Origin of the sequence: Streptomyces sp. NPDC049887 (assembly GCF_040656535.1) — a bacterium.
Taxonomy (GTDB): Bacteria; Actinomycetota; Actinomycetes; order Streptomycetales; family Streptomycetaceae; genus Streptomyces.
Genome location: NZ_JBFAMM010000004.1, coordinates 104295 through 123025, shown reverse-complemented (window position 1 = coordinate 123025; position 18731 = coordinate 104295). Strand labels below are relative to the sequence as shown.

The following is an 18731-nucleotide window of genomic DNA, read 5'->3' as shown; positions in this document are numbered from 1 at the left end:
CTGTGACGTTCGAAGGACAGCGGATGTTCGACACCGTTCTGGTTGCCAACCGAGGCGAGATCGCGGTCCGCGTCATCCGTACGCTGCGGGCCCTCGGTGTCCGCTCGGTCGCCGTGTTCAGCGACGCCGACGCCGACGCCCGGCACGTCCGCGAGGCGGACACCGCCGTCCGGCTCGGCCCGGCGCCCGCCGCCGAGAGCTATCTCTCCGTCGAGCGCCTGCTCGCCGCGGCACACCGCAGCGGCGCCCAGGCGGTCCACCCGGGCTACGGCTTCCTCGCGGAGAACGCGGGGTTCGCCCGCGCCTGCGAGGAGGCGGGACTGGTGTTCATCGGGCCGTCCGCCGACGCCATCTCGCTGATGGGCGACAAGATCCGCGCCAAGGAGACCGTGCGGGCGGCCGGGGTTCCGGTCGTCCCGGGATCCTCCGGCTCGGGACTCACCGACGACCAACTGGCCGAGGCGGCGCGGGAGATCGGCATGCCGGTCCTGCTGAAGCCCTCGGCGGGCGGCGGCGGCAAGGGCATGCGGCTGACCCGTGTGGAGTCGGCCCTGCTGGAGGAGATCGCGGCCGCCCGGCGGGAGGCGCGTGCGTCGTTCGGCGACGACACCCTGCTGGTGGAGCGGTGGATCGACCGGCCCCGGCACATCGAGATCCAGGTCCTCGCGGACGGCCACGGCAACGTGGTGCACCTCGGCGAACGCGAGTGCTCCCTGCAGCGCCGCCACCAGAAGATCATCGAGGAGGCGCCCTCGGTCCTGCTGGACGAGGAGATCCGCGCGGCGATGGGCGAGGCAGCGGTGCAGGCGGCCCGGTCCTGCGGCTACCGGGGCGCGGGCACCGTCGAGTTCATCGTCCCCGGCGGCGACCCGTCCTCGTACTACTTCATGGAGATGAACACCCGGCTCCAGGTCGAGCACCCGGTGACCGAGCTCGTCACCGGCCTGGACCTGGTGGAGTGGCAGTTGCGGGTGGCCGCGGGCGAGGAACTGCCCTTCGGCCAGAAGGACATCGCGCTCACCGGGCACGCGGTCGAGGCCCGCGTCTGCGCGGAGGACCCGGCCCGCGGCTTCCTGCCGTCGGGCGGCACGGTCCTCGCCCTGAGCGAGCCCCGGGGCGACGGGGTGCGCACCGACTCGGGCCTCAGCGAGGGCACGGAGGTCTCCAGCCTCTACGACCCGATGCTGTCGAAGGTCATCGCGTACGGCCCCGACCGCGCGACCGCGCTGCGCAGGCTGCGCGCGGCCCTGGCGGACAACGTCACCCTGGGCGTGCCGACGAACGCGGGCTTCCTGCGCCGGCTGCTCGACCACCCCGAGGTGGTGGCGGGAGACCTGGACACGGGCCTCGTCGAGCGGGAGGCGGACTCCCTCGTCGACGGCGCGGTCCCGGCGGAGGTGTACGCCGCCGCCGCGCTGCTGCGGAAGGTGCCCGCGCCGGTGGACGCGTCCGGCTGGACGGACCCGTTCTCCGTCCCCGGCGGCTGGCGTATGGGCGGTGAACCCGCCTGGACCGTCCACCACTTCCGGGTGTCGGGCCACGAGCCGGTGGAGGTCCGGCTGCGCGGCTCCGAGGCCGTGCTGGACGGGCTGCCCGTCCAGCACGTCCGGTACGCGACGGACACCGCCCCGGTGGCGGGCACGGCGACGGTCACGGTCGAGATCGACGGCCTCACCCACACCTTCCACCACGCCGCCGCCCCCGGCGGGACCTGGCTCGGCCGCGACGGCGACTCCTGGTACGTCCAGGACCACGACCCGGTCGCCGCGAGCCTGAGCGGGGCGGCCCGGCAGGGCGCCGACACGCTCTCCGCACCGATGCCCGGCACCGTCACGGTCGTGAAGGTGGCGGTCGGGGACGAGGTGGCCGCGGGCCAGAGCCTGCTGGTCGTGGAGGCGATGAAGATGGAGCACGTCATCTCGGCCCCGCACGCCGGGACCGTCTCCGAACTGGACGTCACCCCGGGGACCACCGTCGTGATGGACCAGGTCCTGGCGGTCGTCGCCCCGCACGACGGCGGGGGCGAGGAGGGCACGGCATGACCGAGGGACTGCCGATGGAGGTGCCCGTGGCCGGACTGCCGCCCCGGGTACGGATCCACGAGGTCGGGCCCCGCGACGGGCTGCAGAACGAGAAGCAGGTCGTCCCGACCGAGGTGAAGGCGGAGTTCGTCCACCGCCTCGCCGGGGCCGGACTGACGACGGTCGAGGCGACCAGCTTCGTCCACCCCAAGTGGGTGCCCCAACTGGCGGACGCCGAGGACCTGTTCCCACGGCTCGCGGACATCGGGGGCGTGGCCCTGCCGGTCCTCGTCCCGAACGAGCGCGGGCTCGACCGTGCCCTCGCCCTGGGCGCGCGGCGGATCGCCGTCTTCGCGTCGGCGACGGAGACCTTCGCCGCGCGCAACCTCAACCGCACGGTCGAGGAGTCGCTGGCCATGTTCGAGCCCGTGGTGGCCCGGGCGAAGGACGACAAGGTCCATGTCCGCGGCTATCTCTCGATGTGCTTCGGCGACCCGTGGGAGGGCGCGGTGCCCGTCCACCAGGTCGTCCGCGTGGCCCGGCGGCTGATGGACCTGGGCTGTGACGAGCTGAGCCTCGGCGACACCATCGGCGTCGCCACCCCGGGCCATGTCCAGGCGCTGCTCGCCCGGTTGAACGAGGAAGGCGTGCCCACCAGCGCCATCGGGGTGCACTTCCACGACACCTACGGCCAGGCACTGGCCAACACCCTCGCGGCGCTCCAGCACGGCGTCACCACCGTCGACGCCTCCGCGGGCGGCCTCGGCGGCTGCCCGTACGCGAAGAGCGCCACCGGGAACCTCGCCACCGAAGACCTCGTGTGGATGCTCCACGGCCTCGGCATCGAGACCGGGGTCGACCTCGGCCGGCTCACCGCCACGAGCGTGTGGATGGCCGAGCGGCTGGGCCGTCCCAGCCCGTCACGCACCGTTCGCGCCCTCGCGGGCACGGCTTCCCACAAGGAGTCCTAGCCATGTCGCTCGACCACCGCCTCACCCCCGAGCACGAGGAACTTCGCCGCACCGTCGAGGAGTTCGCCCACGATGTCGTCGCCCCCAAGATCGGCGACTTCTACGAGCGGCACGAGTTCCCGTACGAGATCGTCCGCGAGATGGGTCGGATGGGCCTGTTCGGCCTGCCCTTCCCGGAGGAGTACGGCGGGATGGGCGGGGACTACCTCGCCCTCGGCATCGCCCTGGAGGAGCTGGCCCGCGTCGACTCCTCCGTCGCCATCACCCTGGAGGCCGGGGTCTCGCTCGGCGCCATGCCGGTCTTCCGGTTCGGCACCGAGGAGCAGAAGCGGGAGTGGCTGCCCCGGCTCTGCTCCGGTGAGATCCTCGGCGCCTTCGGGCTGACCGAGCCGGAGGCCGGTTCGGACGCGGGCGGCACGAAGACCACGGCCGTGCGCGACGAGTCGACCGGCGAGTGGGTGATCAACGGCTCCAAGTGCTTCATCACCAACTCCGGCACCGACATCACGGGCCTGGTCACGGTCACCGCCGTCACCGGCCGCACGGACACCGGCAAGCCGCTGATCTCCTCCATCATCGTCCCGTCGGGCACCCCCGGCTTCACGGTCGCCGCCCCGTACTCGAAGGTCGGGTGGAACGCCTCGGACACCCGGGAGCTGTCCTTCTCCGACGTGCGCGTGCCGTTCGCGAACCTGCTGGGCGAGGAGGGCCGGGGCTACGCCCAGTTCCTGCGCATCCTCGACGAGGGCCGGATCGCCATCGCCGCCCTCGCCACGGGTCTGGCGCAGGGCTGTGTGGACGAGTCGGTGAAGTACGCCAGGGAGCGCCACGCCTTCGGCCGCGCGATCGGCGACAACCAGGCCATCCAATTCAAGATCGCCGACATGGAGATGCGGGCGCACATGGCCCGGATCGGCTGGCGGGACGCGGCGTCGCGGCTCGTCCTCGGCGAGCCGTTCAAGAAGGAGGCGGCGCTGGCGAAGCTGTACTCCTCCACGGTCGCCGTCGACAACGCCCGTGACGCCACGCAGATCCACGGCGGGTACGGCTTCATGAACGAGTACCCGGTGGCCCGCATGTGGCGCGACTCCAAGATCCTGGAGATCGGCGAGGGTACGAGCGAGGTGCAGCGGATGCTGGTGGCCCGCGAGTTGGGGCTGCAGTCGTAGGACCCACGGGCCGTCCGGCGGCGCCCCGCCCGTCGGCGAACGCCCTGCTCACGGCGCGGTGATCAGCGTCACGTGGGGGCGGCCTCTCGACAAGATCTGAGGTTAGGCTAACCTACCTTCGACTTGCTCAGAGGCCGCCCCCACCGGCACGCACCGAAAGCGAACCCTTTCATGCCCAATGCCCGCGCTTCCCACCTCACCCGTCGCGGTCTGCTCGCCGCGGGCGGCGCTCTCGGCCTCACCGCCGCCCTCTCCGCCTGCGGTTCCGAGGACAAGGGCGAGTCGGGCTCGGACGCGAAGAAGTCCGGCCCCTGGCAGTTCAAGGACGACCGCGGCCAGGTCGCCGAGACCAAGGCGACGCCGAAGAACATCGTGGCGTTCACCGGCACGGCGGCCTCGCTCCACGGCTTCGGCATCGAGGTGAAGGGCGTCTTCGGCCCGACCTACGTCGAGGACAAGGCCAAGGGCACCAGGACCCCGGACGTCCAGGCGGGCGACCTCGACATCGACAAGGTCGAGGTCCTCGGCAACGTCTGGGGCGAGTTCAACGTCGAGCAGTACGCGGCCCTGGCGCCGGACGTGCTCATCACCGACATGTGGGAGAAGGACGCCCTCTGGTACGTGCCGGACCAGTCCAAGGACAAGATCCTGAAGCTGGCCCCGAGCGTCGCCCTGTGGGCCTCCGACTCCTCGATGCCCAAGGTCCTGCAGCGCCACGTCGAGCTGGCCGAGTCCCTCGGCGCGGACGTCAGGACCAAGAAGGTCACGGACGCCAAGGCCGCCTTCGAGAAGGCCGCCGCCCGGCTGCGCGCCGCCGCGAAGGCCAAGCCCGAGATCAAGGTGCTCATCGGCTCCGCGAGCGCCGACCTGTTCTACGTCTCCACCCCGGCCCGGCCGACCGACACGCTCTACTTCAAGGAGCTCGGCGTCAACTTCGTGACGCCCGACAAGCTCGACGCCGGCGGCTGGTTCGAGGGCCTCAGCTGGGAGAACGTCGACAAGTACAAGGCCGACATCATCATGATGGACAACCGCGCCTCGGCCCTCCAGCCGGAGGCCCTGAAGTCCAAGCCGACCTGGGCCCAGTTGCCCGCCGTGAAGGCCGGCCAGGTCGTCCCGCGCGTGACCGAGCCGATCTACTCGTACGAGAAGTGCACGCCGATCCTCGAGGACCTGGCCAAGGCCATCGAGAACGCGAAGAAGGCCGTCTGACCCATGCCGACAGCCGTAGCCGCCCCGTTCCGTTTCTTCCCTCTCCAGGTCGCGCGGACGCGGCGGCTCGGCCCGTCGCTGATCCGCGTCACCTTCGGGGGCGAGGCCCTCGAAGGCTTCGCCTCCGGTGGGCGCGACCAGTCGCTCTCGCTCTTCCTGCCGCACCCGGGACAGGAGGAACCGGTCATCCCGCTCCCCGGCGAGGAGGACATGTACGCGCGGCTCGGCGCCTGGCGGGCGCTGCCGGACGACGAGCGGGCCGTACTGCGCTCGTACACGGTCCGCGAGCAGCGGCCCGACGCCGGCGAACACGGAGAGATCGACATCGACTTCGCCGTGCACGAGGACGGCGGACCGGCCTGCCGCTGGGCGCAGAAGGCTTCCCCCGGTGACCGGGTGACGATCCTCGGGCCCGCGGTCGCCGACAACACCGCGGTGCGCTTCCGGCTGCCGGAGGGCGCCGACTCGGTGGTGATCTGGGCGGACGAGACCGCGCTGCCCGCCGCCTCGGCGATTCTGGAGTGGCTGCCCGCCGGGATCCGCGCGCAGGTCTGGATCGAGGTCCCGCACGCCGGTGACCGGATCGAGCCGGAGACCGCGGCCGACGCGACCGTCACCTGGCTGGTGCGGGACGAGGGCGCGCCACCGGCCGTCGAGGCCCTGCGCGCCGCCGAGTTCACCGGCTCCGCCCCGTACGCCTGGATCGCCGGCGAGTCGGGCTCCGTCAAGGCACTGCGCCGCCATCTGGTGAACGAGCGCGGACTCGACCGCCGCCGGGTCACCTTCGTCGGCTACTGGCGCAAGGGCCTCAGTGAGGACGCCCTGCGCGAGACTCCCGAAGACGACGCGTAGGCCCCGAACCTCCGTCCCGCTCGAAGCCGTTGCCCGCGGCCCCGTCCACCGCCGACGGGGCCGCGCCGTCATGCGCTCCGCCGGGCGAGCCGAGCCGGATGTGAGCCAACTCGCTGCCGCTTCCGTGGAGTAGGGGGCGGACGGAAGCGGGGATTCAGGTTAGGCTAACCTAAGTTCCAGTCGCCCCACCCTCCGCTCCTGCCCCAGGGGGCGGTGCTGTCACGTCCCCGCACCGGGAGGACCCCCACCATGCGCTCGCACCTGCTCAACGACACAACGGCGGAGCTCTACCGCAGCTCCGTGACCGAAGGAGTCGAGCGGGTGGCGAACAAACTCGCCACGACCAGGCGCCCGTTCACGGGAGTCACCCCGGACGAGCTGGCACCGGCGATCGCCGCCGTCGACCTCGACCAGCCGCTCGGCGACTCCTCCGCCGCGCTGGACGAGCTGGAGCGGGTGTACCTGCGCGACGCGGTCTACTTCCACCACCCGCGCTACCTCGGCCACCTCAACTGCCCGGTCGTGATCCCCGCCGTGCTCGGCGAGGCCGTCCTCTCCGCCGTCAACTCCTCGCTGGACACCTGGGACCAGAGCGCCGGCGGCACACTGATCGAGCGCAGGCTCATCGACTGGACCACCCGCCGGATCGGCCTCGGCCCCGCCGCCGACGGCGTCTTCACCAGCGGCGGCACCCAGTCCAACCTCCAGGCGATGCTGCTCGCCCGCGAGGAGACCAAGACGGACGACCTGTCCAAGCTGCGCGTCTTCTCCTCCGAGTGCAGCCACTTCAGCGTCCAGAAGTCCGCGACCCTCCTCGGCCTCGGCCGGGACGCGGTCGTGTCCGTGCCCGTCGACCGCGACCGACGCATGCAGACCGTGGCCCTCGCCGCCGAACTGGAGAAGTGCCGGCGCGCCGGGCTGGTACCGATGGCGGTCGTCGCCACCGCCGGCACCACGGACTTCGGCTCCATCGACCCGCTGCCCGAGATCGCCGCGCTGTGCGAGGAGTACGGCACCTGGATGCACGTCGACGCCGCCTACGGCTGCGGGCTGCTCGCCTCGCCCACGCGCCGCGGGCTCCTGGAGGGCGTCCAGCACGCCGACTCGGTGACCGTCGACTACCACAAGTCCTTCTTCCAGCCGGTGAGTTCCTCCGCGCTGCTGGTACGGGACGGGGCGACACTGCGGCACGCCACCTACCACGCGGACTACCTCAACCCCCGGCGCACGGTGGAGGAGAAGATCCCCAACCAGGTGGACAAGTCCCTCCAGACCACCCGCCGCTTCGACGCCCTCAAGCTGTGGATGACCCTGCGCGTCATGGGCGCGGAGGGGGTCGGGCAGCTCTTCGACGAGGTGTGCGACCTCGCGTCCGAGGGCTGGCGGCTGCTCGCCGCCGACCCCCGCTACGACGTCGTCGTCGAGCCCCCGCTGTCCACCCTGGTCTTCCGCTACGTCCCGGAGCGGGTCACCTCCCCCGCGGAGATCGACCGCGCCAATCTGCACGCCCGCAAGGCCCTGTTCGCCTCCGGGGAGGCCGTCGTCGCCGGGACCAAGGTCGACGGCCGCCAGTACCTGAAATTCACCCTGCTGAACCCCGAGACGACCGTGGCCGACATCGCCGCCGTCCTCGACCTGATAGCCGGCCACGCCGCGCAGTACCTTGGAGAGAGCCTTGTCCACGCCTCCTGAGCACCGTGACATCCACGATTTCATCGGTATCGGACTGGGTCCGTTCAACCTCGGCCTCGCCTGCCTGACCGAGCCGGTCGACGAGCTGAACGGCCTCTTCCTGGAGTCCAAGCCGGACTTCGAGTGGCACTCGGGCATGTTTCTCGACGGCGCCCACCTGCAGACCCCGTTCATGTCGGACCTGGTCACGCTCGCCGATCCCACGTCGCCGTACTCCTTCCTCAACTACCTGAAGGAGAAGGGCCGACTCTACTCGTTCTACATCCGCGAGAACTTCTACCCGCTGCGCACCGAGTACAACGACTACTGCCGCTGGGCCGCCGCCAAGCTGAGCAGCATCCGCTTCGACACCTCGGTCACCCGGGTCGACTTCGAGGCCGAGGACGAGGTCTACGCCGTCCGCACCGCCGACGGCGAGACGTTCCGCGCGCGCAGACTCGTCCTGGGCACCGGCACCCCGCCCTACGTCCCGGAGTCCTGCCAGGGCCTCGGCGGCGACTTCATCCACAACTCGCGCTACCTCCAGGCCAAGGAGGAGCTGCAGAAGAAGGAGTCGATCACCCTCGTCGGCAGCGGCCAGAGCGCCGCGGAGATCTACTACGACCTCCTCGCCGAGATCGACGTCCACGGCTACCGGCTCAACTGGGTCACCCGCTCCCCGCGGTTCTTCCCGCTGGAGTACACCAAGCTGACCCTGGAGATGACCTCCCCCGAGTACGTGGACTACTTCCACGCGCTGCCGGAGGCCACCCGCTACCGGCTGGAGACCCAGCAGAAGAACCTCTTCAAGGGCATCGACGGAGATCTCATCAACGAGATCTTCGACCTGCTCTACCGGAAGAACCTCGGCGGCCCGGTGCCGACGCGTCTGCTCACCAACACCGCGCTGTGCACCGCCTCCTACGAGAACGGCGCGTACACACTGGGTCTGCGCCAGGAGGAGCAGGAGAAGGACTTCGAGATCCGGACCGAGGGCCTGATCCTCGCCACGGGCTACAAGTACGTCACCCCCGAGTTCCTGGAGCCCGTGCGCGACCGGCTGCGCCGGGACGGCCAGGGCCGCTTCGACGTCGCCCGCAACTACTCGATCGACACCACGGGGCGTGGCGTCTTCCTGCAGAACGCGGGGGTGCACACGCACTCCATCACCTCGCCCGACCTGGGCATGGGCGCGTACCGCAACGCGTACATCATCGCCGAGATGCTCGGCAGTGAGTACTACCCCGTGGAGAAGACCATCGCATTCCAGGAGTTCGCCGTATGAGCAGCACCGCCCCCGCCCTGGGGACGTTCTCCGTCCGTCCCCTCGACCCGACCCGTGCCTCCGGTGGGGAGAGCCCGAGCGACGCCGAGCTGCTGCACCGCTGGGTCACCCACCCCAAGGCCGCCTTCTGGATGATGCAGGACGCGAAGCTGGAGGACGTCGAGCGCGAGTACATGAGGATCGCCGCGCACGAGCACCACGACGCCTTCATGGGGCTGCACGACGGTGAGCCCGCCTTCCTGATGGAGCGCTACGACCCGCGCCACGTGGAGCTGGTCGGCCTCTACGAGCCCGAGCCGGGCGACGTCGGCATGCACTTCCTGGTCGCCCCGACGGACACCCCGGTGCACGGCTTCACCCGGGCCGTGATCACCGCCGTGATGCGCGAGCTGTTCGCCGACCCGGCGACGCGGCGCGTCGTCGTCGAGCCGGACGTCGGGAACAAGGCCGTGCACGCGCTCAACGAGGCTGTCGGTTTCGTGCCCGAGCGCGAGATACAGAAGCCCGAGAAGGCGGCGCTGCTGAGCTTCTGCACGCGCGAGCGGTTCGAGGCGGCCGTCGGCGATGTGGAGGTGCCGCGATGACCACGGCGATCGACAGCGTCTCCCACCTCACCCCCGAGCTGTGGGCCGAGGCCAACCGGCAGCTGGTCCGCAAGGGCCTCGCCGAGTTCTCCCACGAGCGGCTGCTCGCGCCGAAGGACCTCGGGGACGGCCGCTGGGCGGTGCTCAGCGACGACGGCAGGACCGAGTACCGGTTCGCCGCCGGCCGGCTGGCACTCGACCACTGGCAGGTCGATGCGGACTCCGTGACCCGCCACCGCGACGGCACCGAACTTCCCCTGGACGCACTGGAGTTCTTCACCGAGCTGCGCGGCGCCCTCGGCCTGTCCGACGAGATCCTGCCGGTGTACCTGGAGGAGATCTCCTCCACCCTGTCCGGCACGGCCTACAAGCTCACCAAGCCCGAGGTGTCCGCGGCCGAGCTCAGCCGCGCCGGGTTCCAGGACATCGAGACCGGGATGACCGAGGGCCACCCCTGCTTCGTCGCCAACAACGGACGGCTGGGCTTCGGCATCCACGAGTACCACCGGTACGCGCCGGAGGCCGCGGCCCCGGTCCGGCTGCTGTGGCTGGCGGCGCACCGCTCGCGTGCCGCGTTCACCTCCTGCACCGACCTCGGCTACGAGAACCTGATGCGGGCCGAGCTGGGCCAGGGGACGCTCGACCGGTTCGACGCCCGGCTGCGCGGCCTCGGGCTGGACCCGGCGGACTACCTGCTGATGCCCGTCCACCCCTGGCAGTGGTGGAACAAGCTCTCCGTCACCTTCGCCGCCGAGGTGGCCCGGCGGCGGCTGGTGCCGCTCGGGGAGGGCGACGACGAGTACCTGGCCCAGCAGTCGATCCGCACCTTCTTCAACACCAGCAACCCCTCCAAGCACTATGTGAAGACGGCGATGTCCGTCATCAACATGGGCTTCATGCGGGGACTGTCCGCCGCGTACATGGAGGCCACACCCGCCATCAACGACTGGCTCGCCGGGCTGATCGAGAGCGACGAGGTGCTGACGGCGGCGCGTTTCTCGATCATCCGAGAGCGGGCCGCGGTCGGGTACCGGCACCTGGAGTACGAGGCCGCGACGGACCGCTTCTCCCCCTACCGGAAGATGCTGGCCGCGCTCTGGCGCGAGAGCCCGGTGCCCACCCTCCAGGAAGGGGAGCGGCCGGCGACGATGGCCGCGCTGCTCCACACCGACCGCTCGGGGAAGTCCTTCGCCGGTGCGCTGATCGCGGGGTCTGGGCTGGCGCCCGAGGTGTGGCTGCGCCGCTACCTGGACGCCTACCTGCTGCCGGTACTGCACTGCTTCTACGCGTACGACCTCGTCTACATGCCGCACGGGGAGAACGTCATCCTGGTGCTCGGCGAGGACGGCGCGGTGCGGCGCGCGATCTTCAAGGACATCGCCGAGGAGATCTGCGTGATGGACCCGGACGCGGTCCTGCCACCCGCGGTCGAGCGGGTCCGCGCCGAGGTCCCCGAGGACATGAAGCTGCTGTCGGTCTTCACGGACGTCTTCGACTGCTTCTTCCGGTTCCTCGCCGCCGCGCTGGTCACGGAGGGCGTGCTCGACGAGGAAGCCTTCTGGCGGACGGTCGCCGAATGCGTCGCCGGCTACCAGGAGTCGATGCCGCACCTGCGGGAGAAGTTCGAGCAGTACGACATGTTCGCACCGGAGTTCGCGCTCTCCTGCCTCAACCGGCTCCAGCTGCGCGACAACAAGCAGATGGTGGACCTGGCCGACCCGTCGGGCGCCCTCCAACTGGTGGGTGACCTGGAGAACCCGATCGCGCGGTTCCGGTAGCCCACACGGGGTCGCGGACCGGGCGGGCGCCCGGCGGAGTACGGTCCTCCGCCGGACGCCCGCTCTCCTTGCGCCCGCCCTCGTGTCGAGCCCGCCCTCGTGTCGAGCCCGCCCTCGTGCGGGCCCGTTGCCCGCTCCTTCCCGCCGCGTTCCCGCCCGCTCCTTCGCGCCGGGGCGGACCGTTCCTTCACGCCGGGGCCGCCCGGTGCCGACCGCCGCGTACCGCTCCCGAGCGGCGGCGCCCGGCCGCGTCAGTCCGCGGGCCAGGGCACCTGCGGCGAGCGGTAGTAGTCGATGCCGAGCGCCGACATCCGCGGCCCCTGCGCCGCGAGCCGCACCCTGTAGGCGTCCCAGTCGTGCGTGGAGGCCGGTGACCAGCCCAGCTCGGCGACCCCGGGCAGCCTCGGGAAGGCCATGAACTCCAGCTGGTCGCTGGTGGCGAGGGTCTCGGTCCACAGCGGGGCCTCGACCCCTGCGATCGCCGACACGGGCACGCCCGGCAGATAGGCGCCCGGGTCCCAGTCGTAGGAACGCCGGACCTCGACGTACCCCGCCCAGGCCAGGCCGAGGGGGGTGTCCTTGTGGTACTTCATGTCGAGGTAGATCCGGTCGGCGGGCGACAGGACGATCCCGGTGCCGTTCCGTGCGGCCCTCGCGACCTGTTCCTTCTCCGCGGCGCCGGTGCCGTCCAGTCCCCAGTACTGGGCGACGGCACCCTCGGCGGGCCTGGCCCCGGTGAGCTGGTGCCAGCCGACGACCGTCTTGCCGTACTCGGCGACGGCGGCCTGCGCCCGGTCCATGAACGTCACATAGTCCTCGTGGCTGGTGGAGTGGGCCTCGTCGCCGCCGATGTGGAGGTACCTGCCGGGCGTCAGCGCGGCGAGCTCGCGCACGACGTCGTCCACGAAGTCGTACGTGACGGCCTTGCGCACGCACAGCGAGCTGAAGCCGACCGCCGTGCCCGTGTAGAGCGGAGGGGCGACGCCGTCGCAGTTCAGCTCGGCGTAGGAGGCGAGGGCCGCGTTGGTGTGGCCCGGCATGTCGATCTCCGGGATCACCTCCATGTGGCGGGAGCCTGCGTGGGCGACGAGCTCCCTGTACTGGTCCTTGGTGTAGTGGCCGCCCGGGCCTCCGCCGACCTGGGTGGACCCGCCGTAGGTCGCGAGCCGCGGCCAGGAGTCGAGGGCGATCCGCCAGCCCTGGTCGTCGGAGAGGTGCAGGTGCAGTTTGTTGATCTTGTAGAGCGCCAGTTGGTCGATGTAGCGCTTGACCTGGTCGACGGTGAAGAAGTGCCGGGAGACGTCGAGCATCGCGCCGCGGTGCCCGAAGCGCGGCACATCGGTGATGGTCCCGCCGGGGACCTGCCACGGCCCCGCCTGGCGGGTGTCCTTCTCCACCGCGGCCGGCAGCAGTTGGCGGAGCGTCTGGACGCCGTGGAAGAGGCCCGCGGGCTTCCGGGCGGTGATCGTGACACCGCCGCGGCCGGACTCCAGCCGGTAGCCCTCGTCGCCGAGTCCCCTGTCGCGCGAACCGAGCACGAGCCGGATGCCGCCGCGGCCGTCGCCGCCGGTGACCGGCAGCGCGTAACCGGTGGACGGGCGCAGCACGGCGGCGAGTTCGGCGGCGATGCGGCGGGCTTCTCGGGAGCCGGTTTCGACGCGGATCCGGGTCGCGGGCGTGAGGGTGTACGGCGACCCCGCGGGACGGACGGAGGCGGGTGCCGGCACGACCTCGCCGAGCGGTCTGGGGCCGGGCGCGGGCCCCTGTCCGGGCGCGGGGGCCGCGCCGACTCCGGCGACGCCGGCGGTGGCGACCAGCAGAAGTGATCCGAGGAGCCGGGGGAGCGTTCTGCGCTGTCTCACAGGCTGGGTCCCTTCGAGGGGCGTGGCGACTGTGGTGCCGAGCAACCGAACGGTCACCATGCGTACCGCGCGCCTCAGGAGCGGTCAAGGTGTAGACCACTTCCCGGTGCCGGTGCAGACCACTTCGCCCGAACGGTCACCGTCCCGTGCCCGGGTACGGGTCCAGCCCGCCGCCGCCCCCTCAAGTGCACGGCACGCCCGCACCCTTCGCGCCGCCTCCGACCCCCCGGCCCGTGGTGCGACAATCCCACAATGGCGGAAATCATCCAGAAGGACGGCACCTGGACGTTCGACGGGCGGACCGTGCGCATCGTCCCCGGAACCGGCAAGACGCATCCCCTGCGGCAGGCGCTCGGTGAACTCGCCGTCCCGCTGGAGGCGTTGGCCGGGGTCGCGTTCGAACCCGGACGCCGCGGCGGGCGGCTGCGGCTGAAGCTGCGGGACGGCAGCGACCCGCTGCTGCTCGCCGCCGACGGACGGTTGCCGGAGAGCGGCGACCCCTACCGGCTGCCGGTGGAGCACGACCGCAGCGGCGTGGCCGAGTACTTCGTGGACGAACTGCGCAACGCCCTGCTGCTGGACCAGGTACCGGACGGCCCGGTGGACCGCTTCCTGCTGCCGGGCCCGGCGGTGCCGGTCTCGGGCGGCGGGGGCGACGGATCGGCCTCCTTCGACGGGGACACCATCCGCCTCACGTGGAACTGGAAGGCAGAGGAGTCCAAGGCGTCGTCCGGAGCGAGCACGTTCCCGCTCTCCGAGGTGAGCGGCGTGCGCTGGCTGCCGGCGATCGGCCTGGAGAACGGCCATCTTCGCTTCCTGCTGAGCGGCCGACCCGCCCAGCGGCCCGCCAAGCACGACCCGTACGCGCTCGACCTGTGGGGACTGTCGCGCAAGGAGTACACCACCGTCCTGGTCGCCGCCGCTGTGACCGCCCGACTCCCGCACCCGAGCACGCCGCCGCGGACGGCCGGGGCACTGCCGTCCGCCGCCCCGACGGCGGACGGTCACGACGTGCTGCTGCGGCGGCTGCGGGAGCTCGGCGAACTTCGTCAGGCGGGGATACTGACCGACGAGGAGTTCTCCACGGCCAAGCAGGCCGTCCTCAAGCGCATGTGAGCGGCTCGGTGGGCGAACCCGTAAAGCGGGCGTAAACATCGACTGTAACCATGATCACGCAGGTCCCTGCCCGAAATCGGGCAGGAATCTTGCGTTCAGGCCCTGCGACACCCCAATATCTACGGGTGCTCGATCGCCGCACGTCGCATGACGACCTCATCGACCATCTGGTGCGCAGCACCGCGCTCCAGCGCGGTGAGGCGGCCCGGGTGGTGCTGGACGTGCTGGCGTTCTTCGACGAGACGACCGAGGAGTTCGTGCGCCGCCGCCACCGGGAGCTGCAGGCCGGCGGAGGCGTGAACACGGAGATCTTCGAGCGGATCGCGGCCGAGCTGCCGCACCGCGCGGTGGCTCCCCCGGACCTCTCGCTCAGGCAGCTGCGCCGCATCGTCTACGGCTGAGCCGCCAGGAGACCGCGTGCACCGCGCACACCGTGCGGCGCGGCCGGGCACACACAGGAACGTCGTTGGAGGGGCAGAGACTCTATGTGCGGAATCGTCGGTTACATCGGGAAGCGCGACGTCGCGCCGCTGCTGCTGGAGGGCCTGGCGCGGCTGGAGTACCGGGGCTACGACTCCGCGGGCATGGTGATCACCAGCCCCAAGAGCACCGGCCTGAAGATGGTCAAGGCCAAGGGGCGCGTCCGCGACCTGGAGGCCCGGGTCCCCAAGCGCTTCACCGGCACCACCGGCATCGCCCACACCCGCTGGGCCACCCACGGCGCCCCGAGTGACATCAACTCGCACCCGCACCTGGACCCCGAGAACAAGGTCGCCGTCGTCCACAACGGCATCGTCGACAACGCCGACGAGCTGCGCGCCAAGCTGGAGGCCGACGGCGTCGTCTTCGCCTCCGAGACCGACACCGAGGTGATCACCCACCTGATCGCCCGCTCGCAGGCCGGGACCCTGGAGGAGAAGGTCCGCGAGGCGGTCAAGGTCATCGAGGGCACCTACGGCATCGCCGTGATGCACGCCGACTTCAACGACCGCATCGTGGTCGCCCGCAACGGCTCCCCCGTCATCCTCGGCATCGGCGAGAAGGAGATGCTCGTCGCCTCCGACGTCGCCGCGCTGATCGCCCACACCCGCCAGGTCGTCACCCTGAACGACGGCGAGATGGCCACCCTGAAGGCCGACGACTTCCGCACCTACACGACGACGGGCACGCGGACCACCGCCACGCCCGAGACCGTGGAGTGGGAGGCCGCCTCCTACGACATGGGCGGCCACGACACCTACATGCACAAGGAGATCTCCGAGCAGCCCGACGCCGTGGACCGCGTGCTGCGCGGCCGCATCGACGACCGGTTCTCCACGGTGCACCTGGGCGGCCTGAACCTGGACGCCCGCGAGGCCCGCGGGATCCGGCGGGTCAAGATCCTCGGCTGCGGCACCTCGTACCACGCGGGCCTGATCGGCGCCGGGCTCATCGAGTCCCTGGCCCGGATCCCCGCCGACTCCGAGCCGGCCTCCGAGTTCCGCTACCGCAACCCGGTGGTGGACCCGGACACCCTCTACATCGCTGTCTCCCAGTCCGGTGAGACCTACGACGTCCTCGCGGCCGTCCAGGAGCTCAAGCGCAAGGGCGCCCGCGTCCTCGGCGTCGTGAACGTGGTCGGCTCCGCCATCGCCCGCGAGACCGACGGCGGCGTGTACGTGCACGCCGGCCCGGAGGTCTGCGTCGTCTCCACCAAGTGCTTCACCAACACGGTGGTCGCCTTCGCGCTGCTCGCACTGCACCTGGGCCGCATCCGCGACCTGTCCGTCGCCGACGGCAAGCGGATCATCGAGGGCCTGCGCAGGCTGCCGTCCCAGATCTCCGAGATCCTCGAGTCCGAGGACGAGATCAAGAAGCTGGCCGCCGAGTACGCCGAGGCCAAGTCGATGATGTTCATCGGCCGGGTCCGCGGCTACCCGGTGGCGCTCGAGGCCTCCCTGAAGCTCAAGGAGATCTCCTACATCCACGCCGAGGCCTACCCGGCCTCCGAGCTGAAGCACGGCCCGCTGGCGCTGATCGAGCCGGCGCTGCCGACGGTCGCGATCGTCCCGGACGACGAGCTGCTGGAGAAGAACCGCGCCGCGCTGGAGGAGATCAAGGCCCGCAGCGGCCGGATCCTCGCGGTCGCCCACCAGGAGCAGGAGAAGGCCGACCACACGATCCTGGTGCCCAAGAACGAGGACGAGCTGGACCCGATCCTCATGGGCATCCCGCTCCAGCTCCTCGCCTACCACACGGCCCTGGCCCTCGGCCGGGACATCGACAAGCCGCGCAACCTGGCCAAGTCGGTCACCGTGGAGTAGTCCCGCACGGCCGTACCCACGACGGCGACCCCCTTGCGCACGCCACCAGTGCCGCAAGGGGGTCGCCTCGTTCACCACCGGCGTCGAGACGGCTCACGCCGGCGGCCCACCGCTCAGCCGGTGGCCGTCACACCCCGGCCTGCGGCACGCCCGGAGAAGGTGGGCCAGTGCGCCAGCGCCGCGGTGGCGCCGTACCACGCCACGAGGCCCGCGACCGCGGCGGCCCAGCCGCCGGCCTTCGCCAGCCCGTCGTTCCCCGCGAACGAGGCGATCGCGAGGAGCAGCATGGACACGCACAGCAGCCCGTACACGCCCTGACCGAGGATCCCGCTGCCGGACGCTCCCGCGGTGAGCGTGAGCGCCAGGAGCGCGAACAGGAGCATGAACAGCCCGGCGGCCTCCGCCGAGACCTCCGCGCCGGTGCCGGTCCCCCAGGTGAACCAGAAGGCGCCGAGGCCCGCGAAGGCCGTACCCGTACCGCCGTTGCCCGCACGGAACTCGAGCAACCCGACGACGAACAGTGCGACCCCGCCCACCCAGGTCGCGAGGGCTGCGGCGTCGGACGCCGCGACATTGTCGATCACACCGGTGTTGCCGACCCCGAAGGCCAGCAGTGTCAGGCCCAGTGCGAGGTGGCCGAGAGTGGTTGTCGTGGCGCTTCCCGCGGAGACGTCCTTGTCCACGGCGGGCTCCCTTCGTGCGCGCTTGGTGCTGATTCCCAGCCACCCTTACCTACCCTTCACAAGCGCACAATCCACCCCGTACGGCCGAGTAGCCATGACGGTCGTCAAAAAGTTACAAAACCCGCGCCGACCTGCGTGAAAGATGGTGCGAAAGGGGCTCGTGGCGCCTTCTGGGGGCTACGGGATGACGATGACGGGCCGTTGCGCCCGGCGGGCCAGCCGCCCGGCGACCGAGCCGAAAATGCGCCCCACGATGCCGTGGGTGGAACCGACCACGATGGCGTCGGCCGAATACTCCCGGCCGACCTCCTCGAGCTCGTGGCAGATGTCGCCGCCGCGCTCGACGAGGATCCACGGAACCTCGGAGAGGTAGTCGGCACAGGCGAGTTCGAGCCCCAGCACCTCGGTGCGGTGGTCCGGGACGTCGACGAAGACCGGCGGTTCGCAGCCCGCCCACACCGTGGTGGGAAGGCGGTTGGCGACATGCACGATGATCAGTCCCGAACCGGAGCGACTGGCCATCCCGATCGCGTACGCCAGCGCCCGCTCGCTCGAGGTGGATCCGTCGAAACCGACCACGACTCCGTGCCGGAAGGCGGGATCGCAGGAGTGGCGCGACTGTTCCGCCGCCTGCAGATCCGACACGGGGTCGGCTACCTGCTTGCGGTCCGCGGGTTCGGGAGTTTCGTGACCGGCCATCGGTTGTCTCGGCGTTCAGATCCTCATGGGAGGGCGACGGTTGGCTGCGGAGCTCTGTCCGGGAATCAACTTCCCAACCCCATACCCCCAAGGGTACGGCGCCACTCCTCGCCTGCCCAGGGCTCGGGGTTCCAGTCCCGGCGAGCCGACGGAGCACGCGTCCCAGGGAGCATGCACGAGCACGCTCCGTATGGCAATGGCGCCTGCACCGTACAGGCTTCGCCTGGAACTCCCGCCGGAATGGCCCGCGGCCCGCCCGTACAGGGCCGGAGCCGGCCGCCGGGAGAGGAGCGGAAGGCCGGAGGACCGCTGGGGAAACGGAGGCGCGACAGTGACCGGAGGGCTCCGCTCCTCGTTGGTCTCCCGTCGCCCCACCGGCGGGACGGCTCAGCCGGCTTCGCCGCGTCCCCGCCGAACCTCCGCCCCGAGGAGCTCCCGTGCCCGCATCCCCGGCCGCCCGCGCCTCCACCCCCGCATCCGGCCGGACTCCCCCACGGGGCCGCCGCAGGGCGCCGCGGACGACGG

General features: G+C 71.1%; 15 protein-coding genes. 12 read left to right on the top strand and 3 right to left on the bottom strand.

All coding sequences use genetic code 11. From position 1 onward, the window contains the following. Positions 1 to 23: 23 nt before the first annotated feature. From AB0J10_RS06680 to AB0J10_RS06640, 9 genes are all read left to right on the top strand, one after another. Positions 24 to 2042, top strand: a complete 2019-nt coding sequence (locus tag AB0J10_RS06680) for an acetyl-CoA carboxylase biotin carboxylase subunit (protein WP_363058507.1) — start codon at positions 24 to 26, stop codon at positions 2040 to 2042. Continuing rightward, positions 2039 to 2992: a hydroxymethylglutaryl-CoA lyase gene (locus AB0J10_RS06675; protein ID WP_363058505.1), complete on the top strand. Its 954-nt coding sequence runs from the start codon at positions 2039 to 2041 to the stop codon at positions 2990 to 2992. Before AB0J10_RS06680 ends, AB0J10_RS06675 begins: the two co-directional genes overlap by 4 nt. Positions 2993 to 2994: 2 nt before the next feature. Next, positions 2995 to 4161: an acyl-CoA dehydrogenase family protein gene (locus tag AB0J10_RS06670; protein ID WP_363058503.1), complete on the top strand. Its 1167-nt coding sequence runs from the start codon at positions 2995 to 2997 to the stop codon at positions 4159 to 4161. Positions 4162 to 4332: 171 nt separating this feature from the next. Then, on the top strand, positions 4333 to 5373 hold the full coding sequence (locus AB0J10_RS06665) for an ABC transporter substrate-binding protein (RefSeq protein WP_363058501.1): 1041 nt from the start codon (positions 4333 to 4335) through the stop codon (positions 5371 to 5373). A gap of 3 nt (positions 5374 to 5376) precedes the next feature. Continuing rightward, positions 5377 to 6225 carry a siderophore-interacting protein gene (locus AB0J10_RS06660; protein ID WP_363058499.1) on the top strand — a complete coding sequence of 283 codons (849 nt, stop codon included), beginning with the start codon at positions 5377 to 5379 and terminating at the stop codon, positions 6223 to 6225. Positions 6226 to 6474: 249 nt separating this feature from the next. Then, on the top strand, positions 6475 to 7917 hold the full coding sequence (locus AB0J10_RS06655; protein WP_363058497.1) for an aspartate aminotransferase family protein: 1443 nt from the start codon (positions 6475 to 6477) through the stop codon (positions 7915 to 7917). Beyond that, positions 7901 to 9181, top strand: a complete 1281-nt coding sequence (locus tag AB0J10_RS06650) for a lysine N(6)-hydroxylase/L-ornithine N(5)-oxygenase family protein (protein ID WP_363058495.1) — start codon at positions 7901 to 7903, stop codon at positions 9179 to 9181. Before AB0J10_RS06655 ends, AB0J10_RS06650 begins: the two co-directional genes overlap by 17 nt. Then, a complete protein-coding gene (locus tag AB0J10_RS06645; protein WP_363058493.1) occupies positions 9178 to 9765 on the top strand; it encodes a GNAT family N-acetyltransferase in 588 nt (195 codons plus the stop codon). The genes AB0J10_RS06650 and AB0J10_RS06645 overlap by 4 nt, the downstream gene beginning before the upstream one ends. Further along, complete coding sequence (locus AB0J10_RS06640; RefSeq protein WP_363058491.1) at positions 9762 to 11543, top strand: IucA/IucC family siderophore biosynthesis protein; 1782 nt, start codon at positions 9762 to 9764, stop codon at positions 11541 to 11543. Before AB0J10_RS06645 ends, AB0J10_RS06640 begins: the two co-directional genes overlap by 4 nt. Before the next feature lie 251 nt (positions 11544 to 11794). Here the strand turns inward: AB0J10_RS06640 and AB0J10_RS06635 are convergent, their stop codons facing one another. After that, positions 11795 to 13405, bottom strand: coding sequence for a beta-N-acetylhexosaminidase (locus tag AB0J10_RS06635; protein WP_363058489.1), 1611 nt, complete (start codon positions 13403 to 13405; stop codon positions 11795 to 11797). Positions 13406 to 13657: 252 nt separating this feature from the next. Between AB0J10_RS06635 and AB0J10_RS06630 the strand changes: the two genes are divergently transcribed. The 3 genes from AB0J10_RS06630 to glmS all read left to right on the top strand — a co-directional run bounded on the left by AB0J10_RS06630 (position 13658) and on the right by glmS (position 16824). Then, positions 13658 to 14521: a DUF4429 domain-containing protein gene (locus tag AB0J10_RS06630; RefSeq protein WP_363058487.1), complete on the top strand. Its 864-nt coding sequence runs from the start codon at positions 13658 to 13660 to the stop codon at positions 14519 to 14521. A gap of 125 nt (positions 14522 to 14646) precedes the next feature. Further along, positions 14647 to 14922: a hypothetical protein gene (locus tag AB0J10_RS06625; protein WP_138055133.1), complete on the top strand. Its 276-nt coding sequence runs from the start codon at positions 14647 to 14649 to the stop codon at positions 14920 to 14922. A gap of 84 nt (positions 14923 to 15006) precedes the next feature. Further along, a complete protein-coding gene (gene glmS, locus AB0J10_RS06620) occupies positions 15007 to 16824 on the top strand; it encodes a glutamine--fructose-6-phosphate transaminase (isomerizing) (RefSeq protein ID WP_363058485.1) in 1818 nt (605 codons plus the stop codon). 113 nt (positions 16825 to 16937) lie between these two features. Here glmS and AB0J10_RS06615 read toward each other — a convergent pair whose 3' ends face one another. Then, positions 16938 to 17507 (bottom strand): GPR1/FUN34/YaaH family transporter, encoded by a 570-nt coding sequence (locus tag AB0J10_RS06615; RefSeq protein ID WP_363058483.1) that lies wholly within the window; start codon positions 17505 to 17507, stop codon positions 16938 to 16940. Positions 17508 to 17684: 177 nt separating this feature from the next. Then, positions 17685 to 18206: a universal stress protein gene (locus tag AB0J10_RS06610; RefSeq protein WP_363058481.1), complete on the bottom strand. Its 522-nt coding sequence runs from the start codon at positions 18204 to 18206 to the stop codon at positions 17685 to 17687. Positions 18207 to 18731 lie beyond the last annotated feature (525 nt).

What these genes read in the sequence shown, in the direction of transcription:
- AB0J10_RS06675 (WP_363058505.1), top strand. Translation starts at nt 2,039, where the DNA reads ATGACCGAGGGACTGCCGATGGAGGTGCCCGTGGCCGGACTGCCGCCC.
- AB0J10_RS06670 (WP_363058503.1), top strand. Translation starts at nt 2,995, where the DNA reads ATGTCGCTCGACCACCGCCTCACCCCCGAGCACGAGGAACTTCGCCGC.
- glmS (WP_363058485.1), top strand. Translation starts at nt 15,007, where the DNA reads ATGTGCGGAATCGTCGGTTACATCGGGAAGCGCGACGTCGCGCCGCTG.
- AB0J10_RS06645 (WP_363058493.1), top strand. Translation starts at nt 9,178, where the DNA reads ATGAGCAGCACCGCCCCCGCCCTGGGGACGTTCTCCGTCCGTCCCCTC.
- AB0J10_RS06680 (WP_363058507.1), top strand. Translation starts at nt 24, where the DNA reads ATGTTCGACACCGTTCTGGTTGCCAACCGAGGCGAGATCGCGGTCCGC.
- AB0J10_RS06660 (WP_363058499.1), top strand. Translation starts at nt 5,377, where the DNA reads ATGCCGACAGCCGTAGCCGCCCCGTTCCGTTTCTTCCCTCTCCAGGTC.
- AB0J10_RS06640 (WP_363058491.1), top strand. Translation starts at nt 9,762, where the DNA reads ATGACCACGGCGATCGACAGCGTCTCCCACCTCACCCCCGAGCTGTGG.
- AB0J10_RS06655 (WP_363058497.1), top strand. Translation starts at nt 6,475, where the DNA reads ATGCGCTCGCACCTGCTCAACGACACAACGGCGGAGCTCTACCGCAGC.
- AB0J10_RS06630 (WP_363058487.1), top strand. Translation starts at nt 13,658, where the DNA reads ATGGCGGAAATCATCCAGAAGGACGGCACCTGGACGTTCGACGGGCGG.
- AB0J10_RS06610 (WP_363058481.1), bottom strand. Translation starts at nt 18,206, where the DNA reads ATGGCCGGTCACGAAACTCCCGAACCCGCGGACCGCAAGCAGGTAGCC.
- AB0J10_RS06665 (WP_363058501.1), top strand. Translation starts at nt 4,333, where the DNA reads ATGCCCAATGCCCGCGCTTCCCACCTCACCCGTCGCGGTCTGCTCGCC.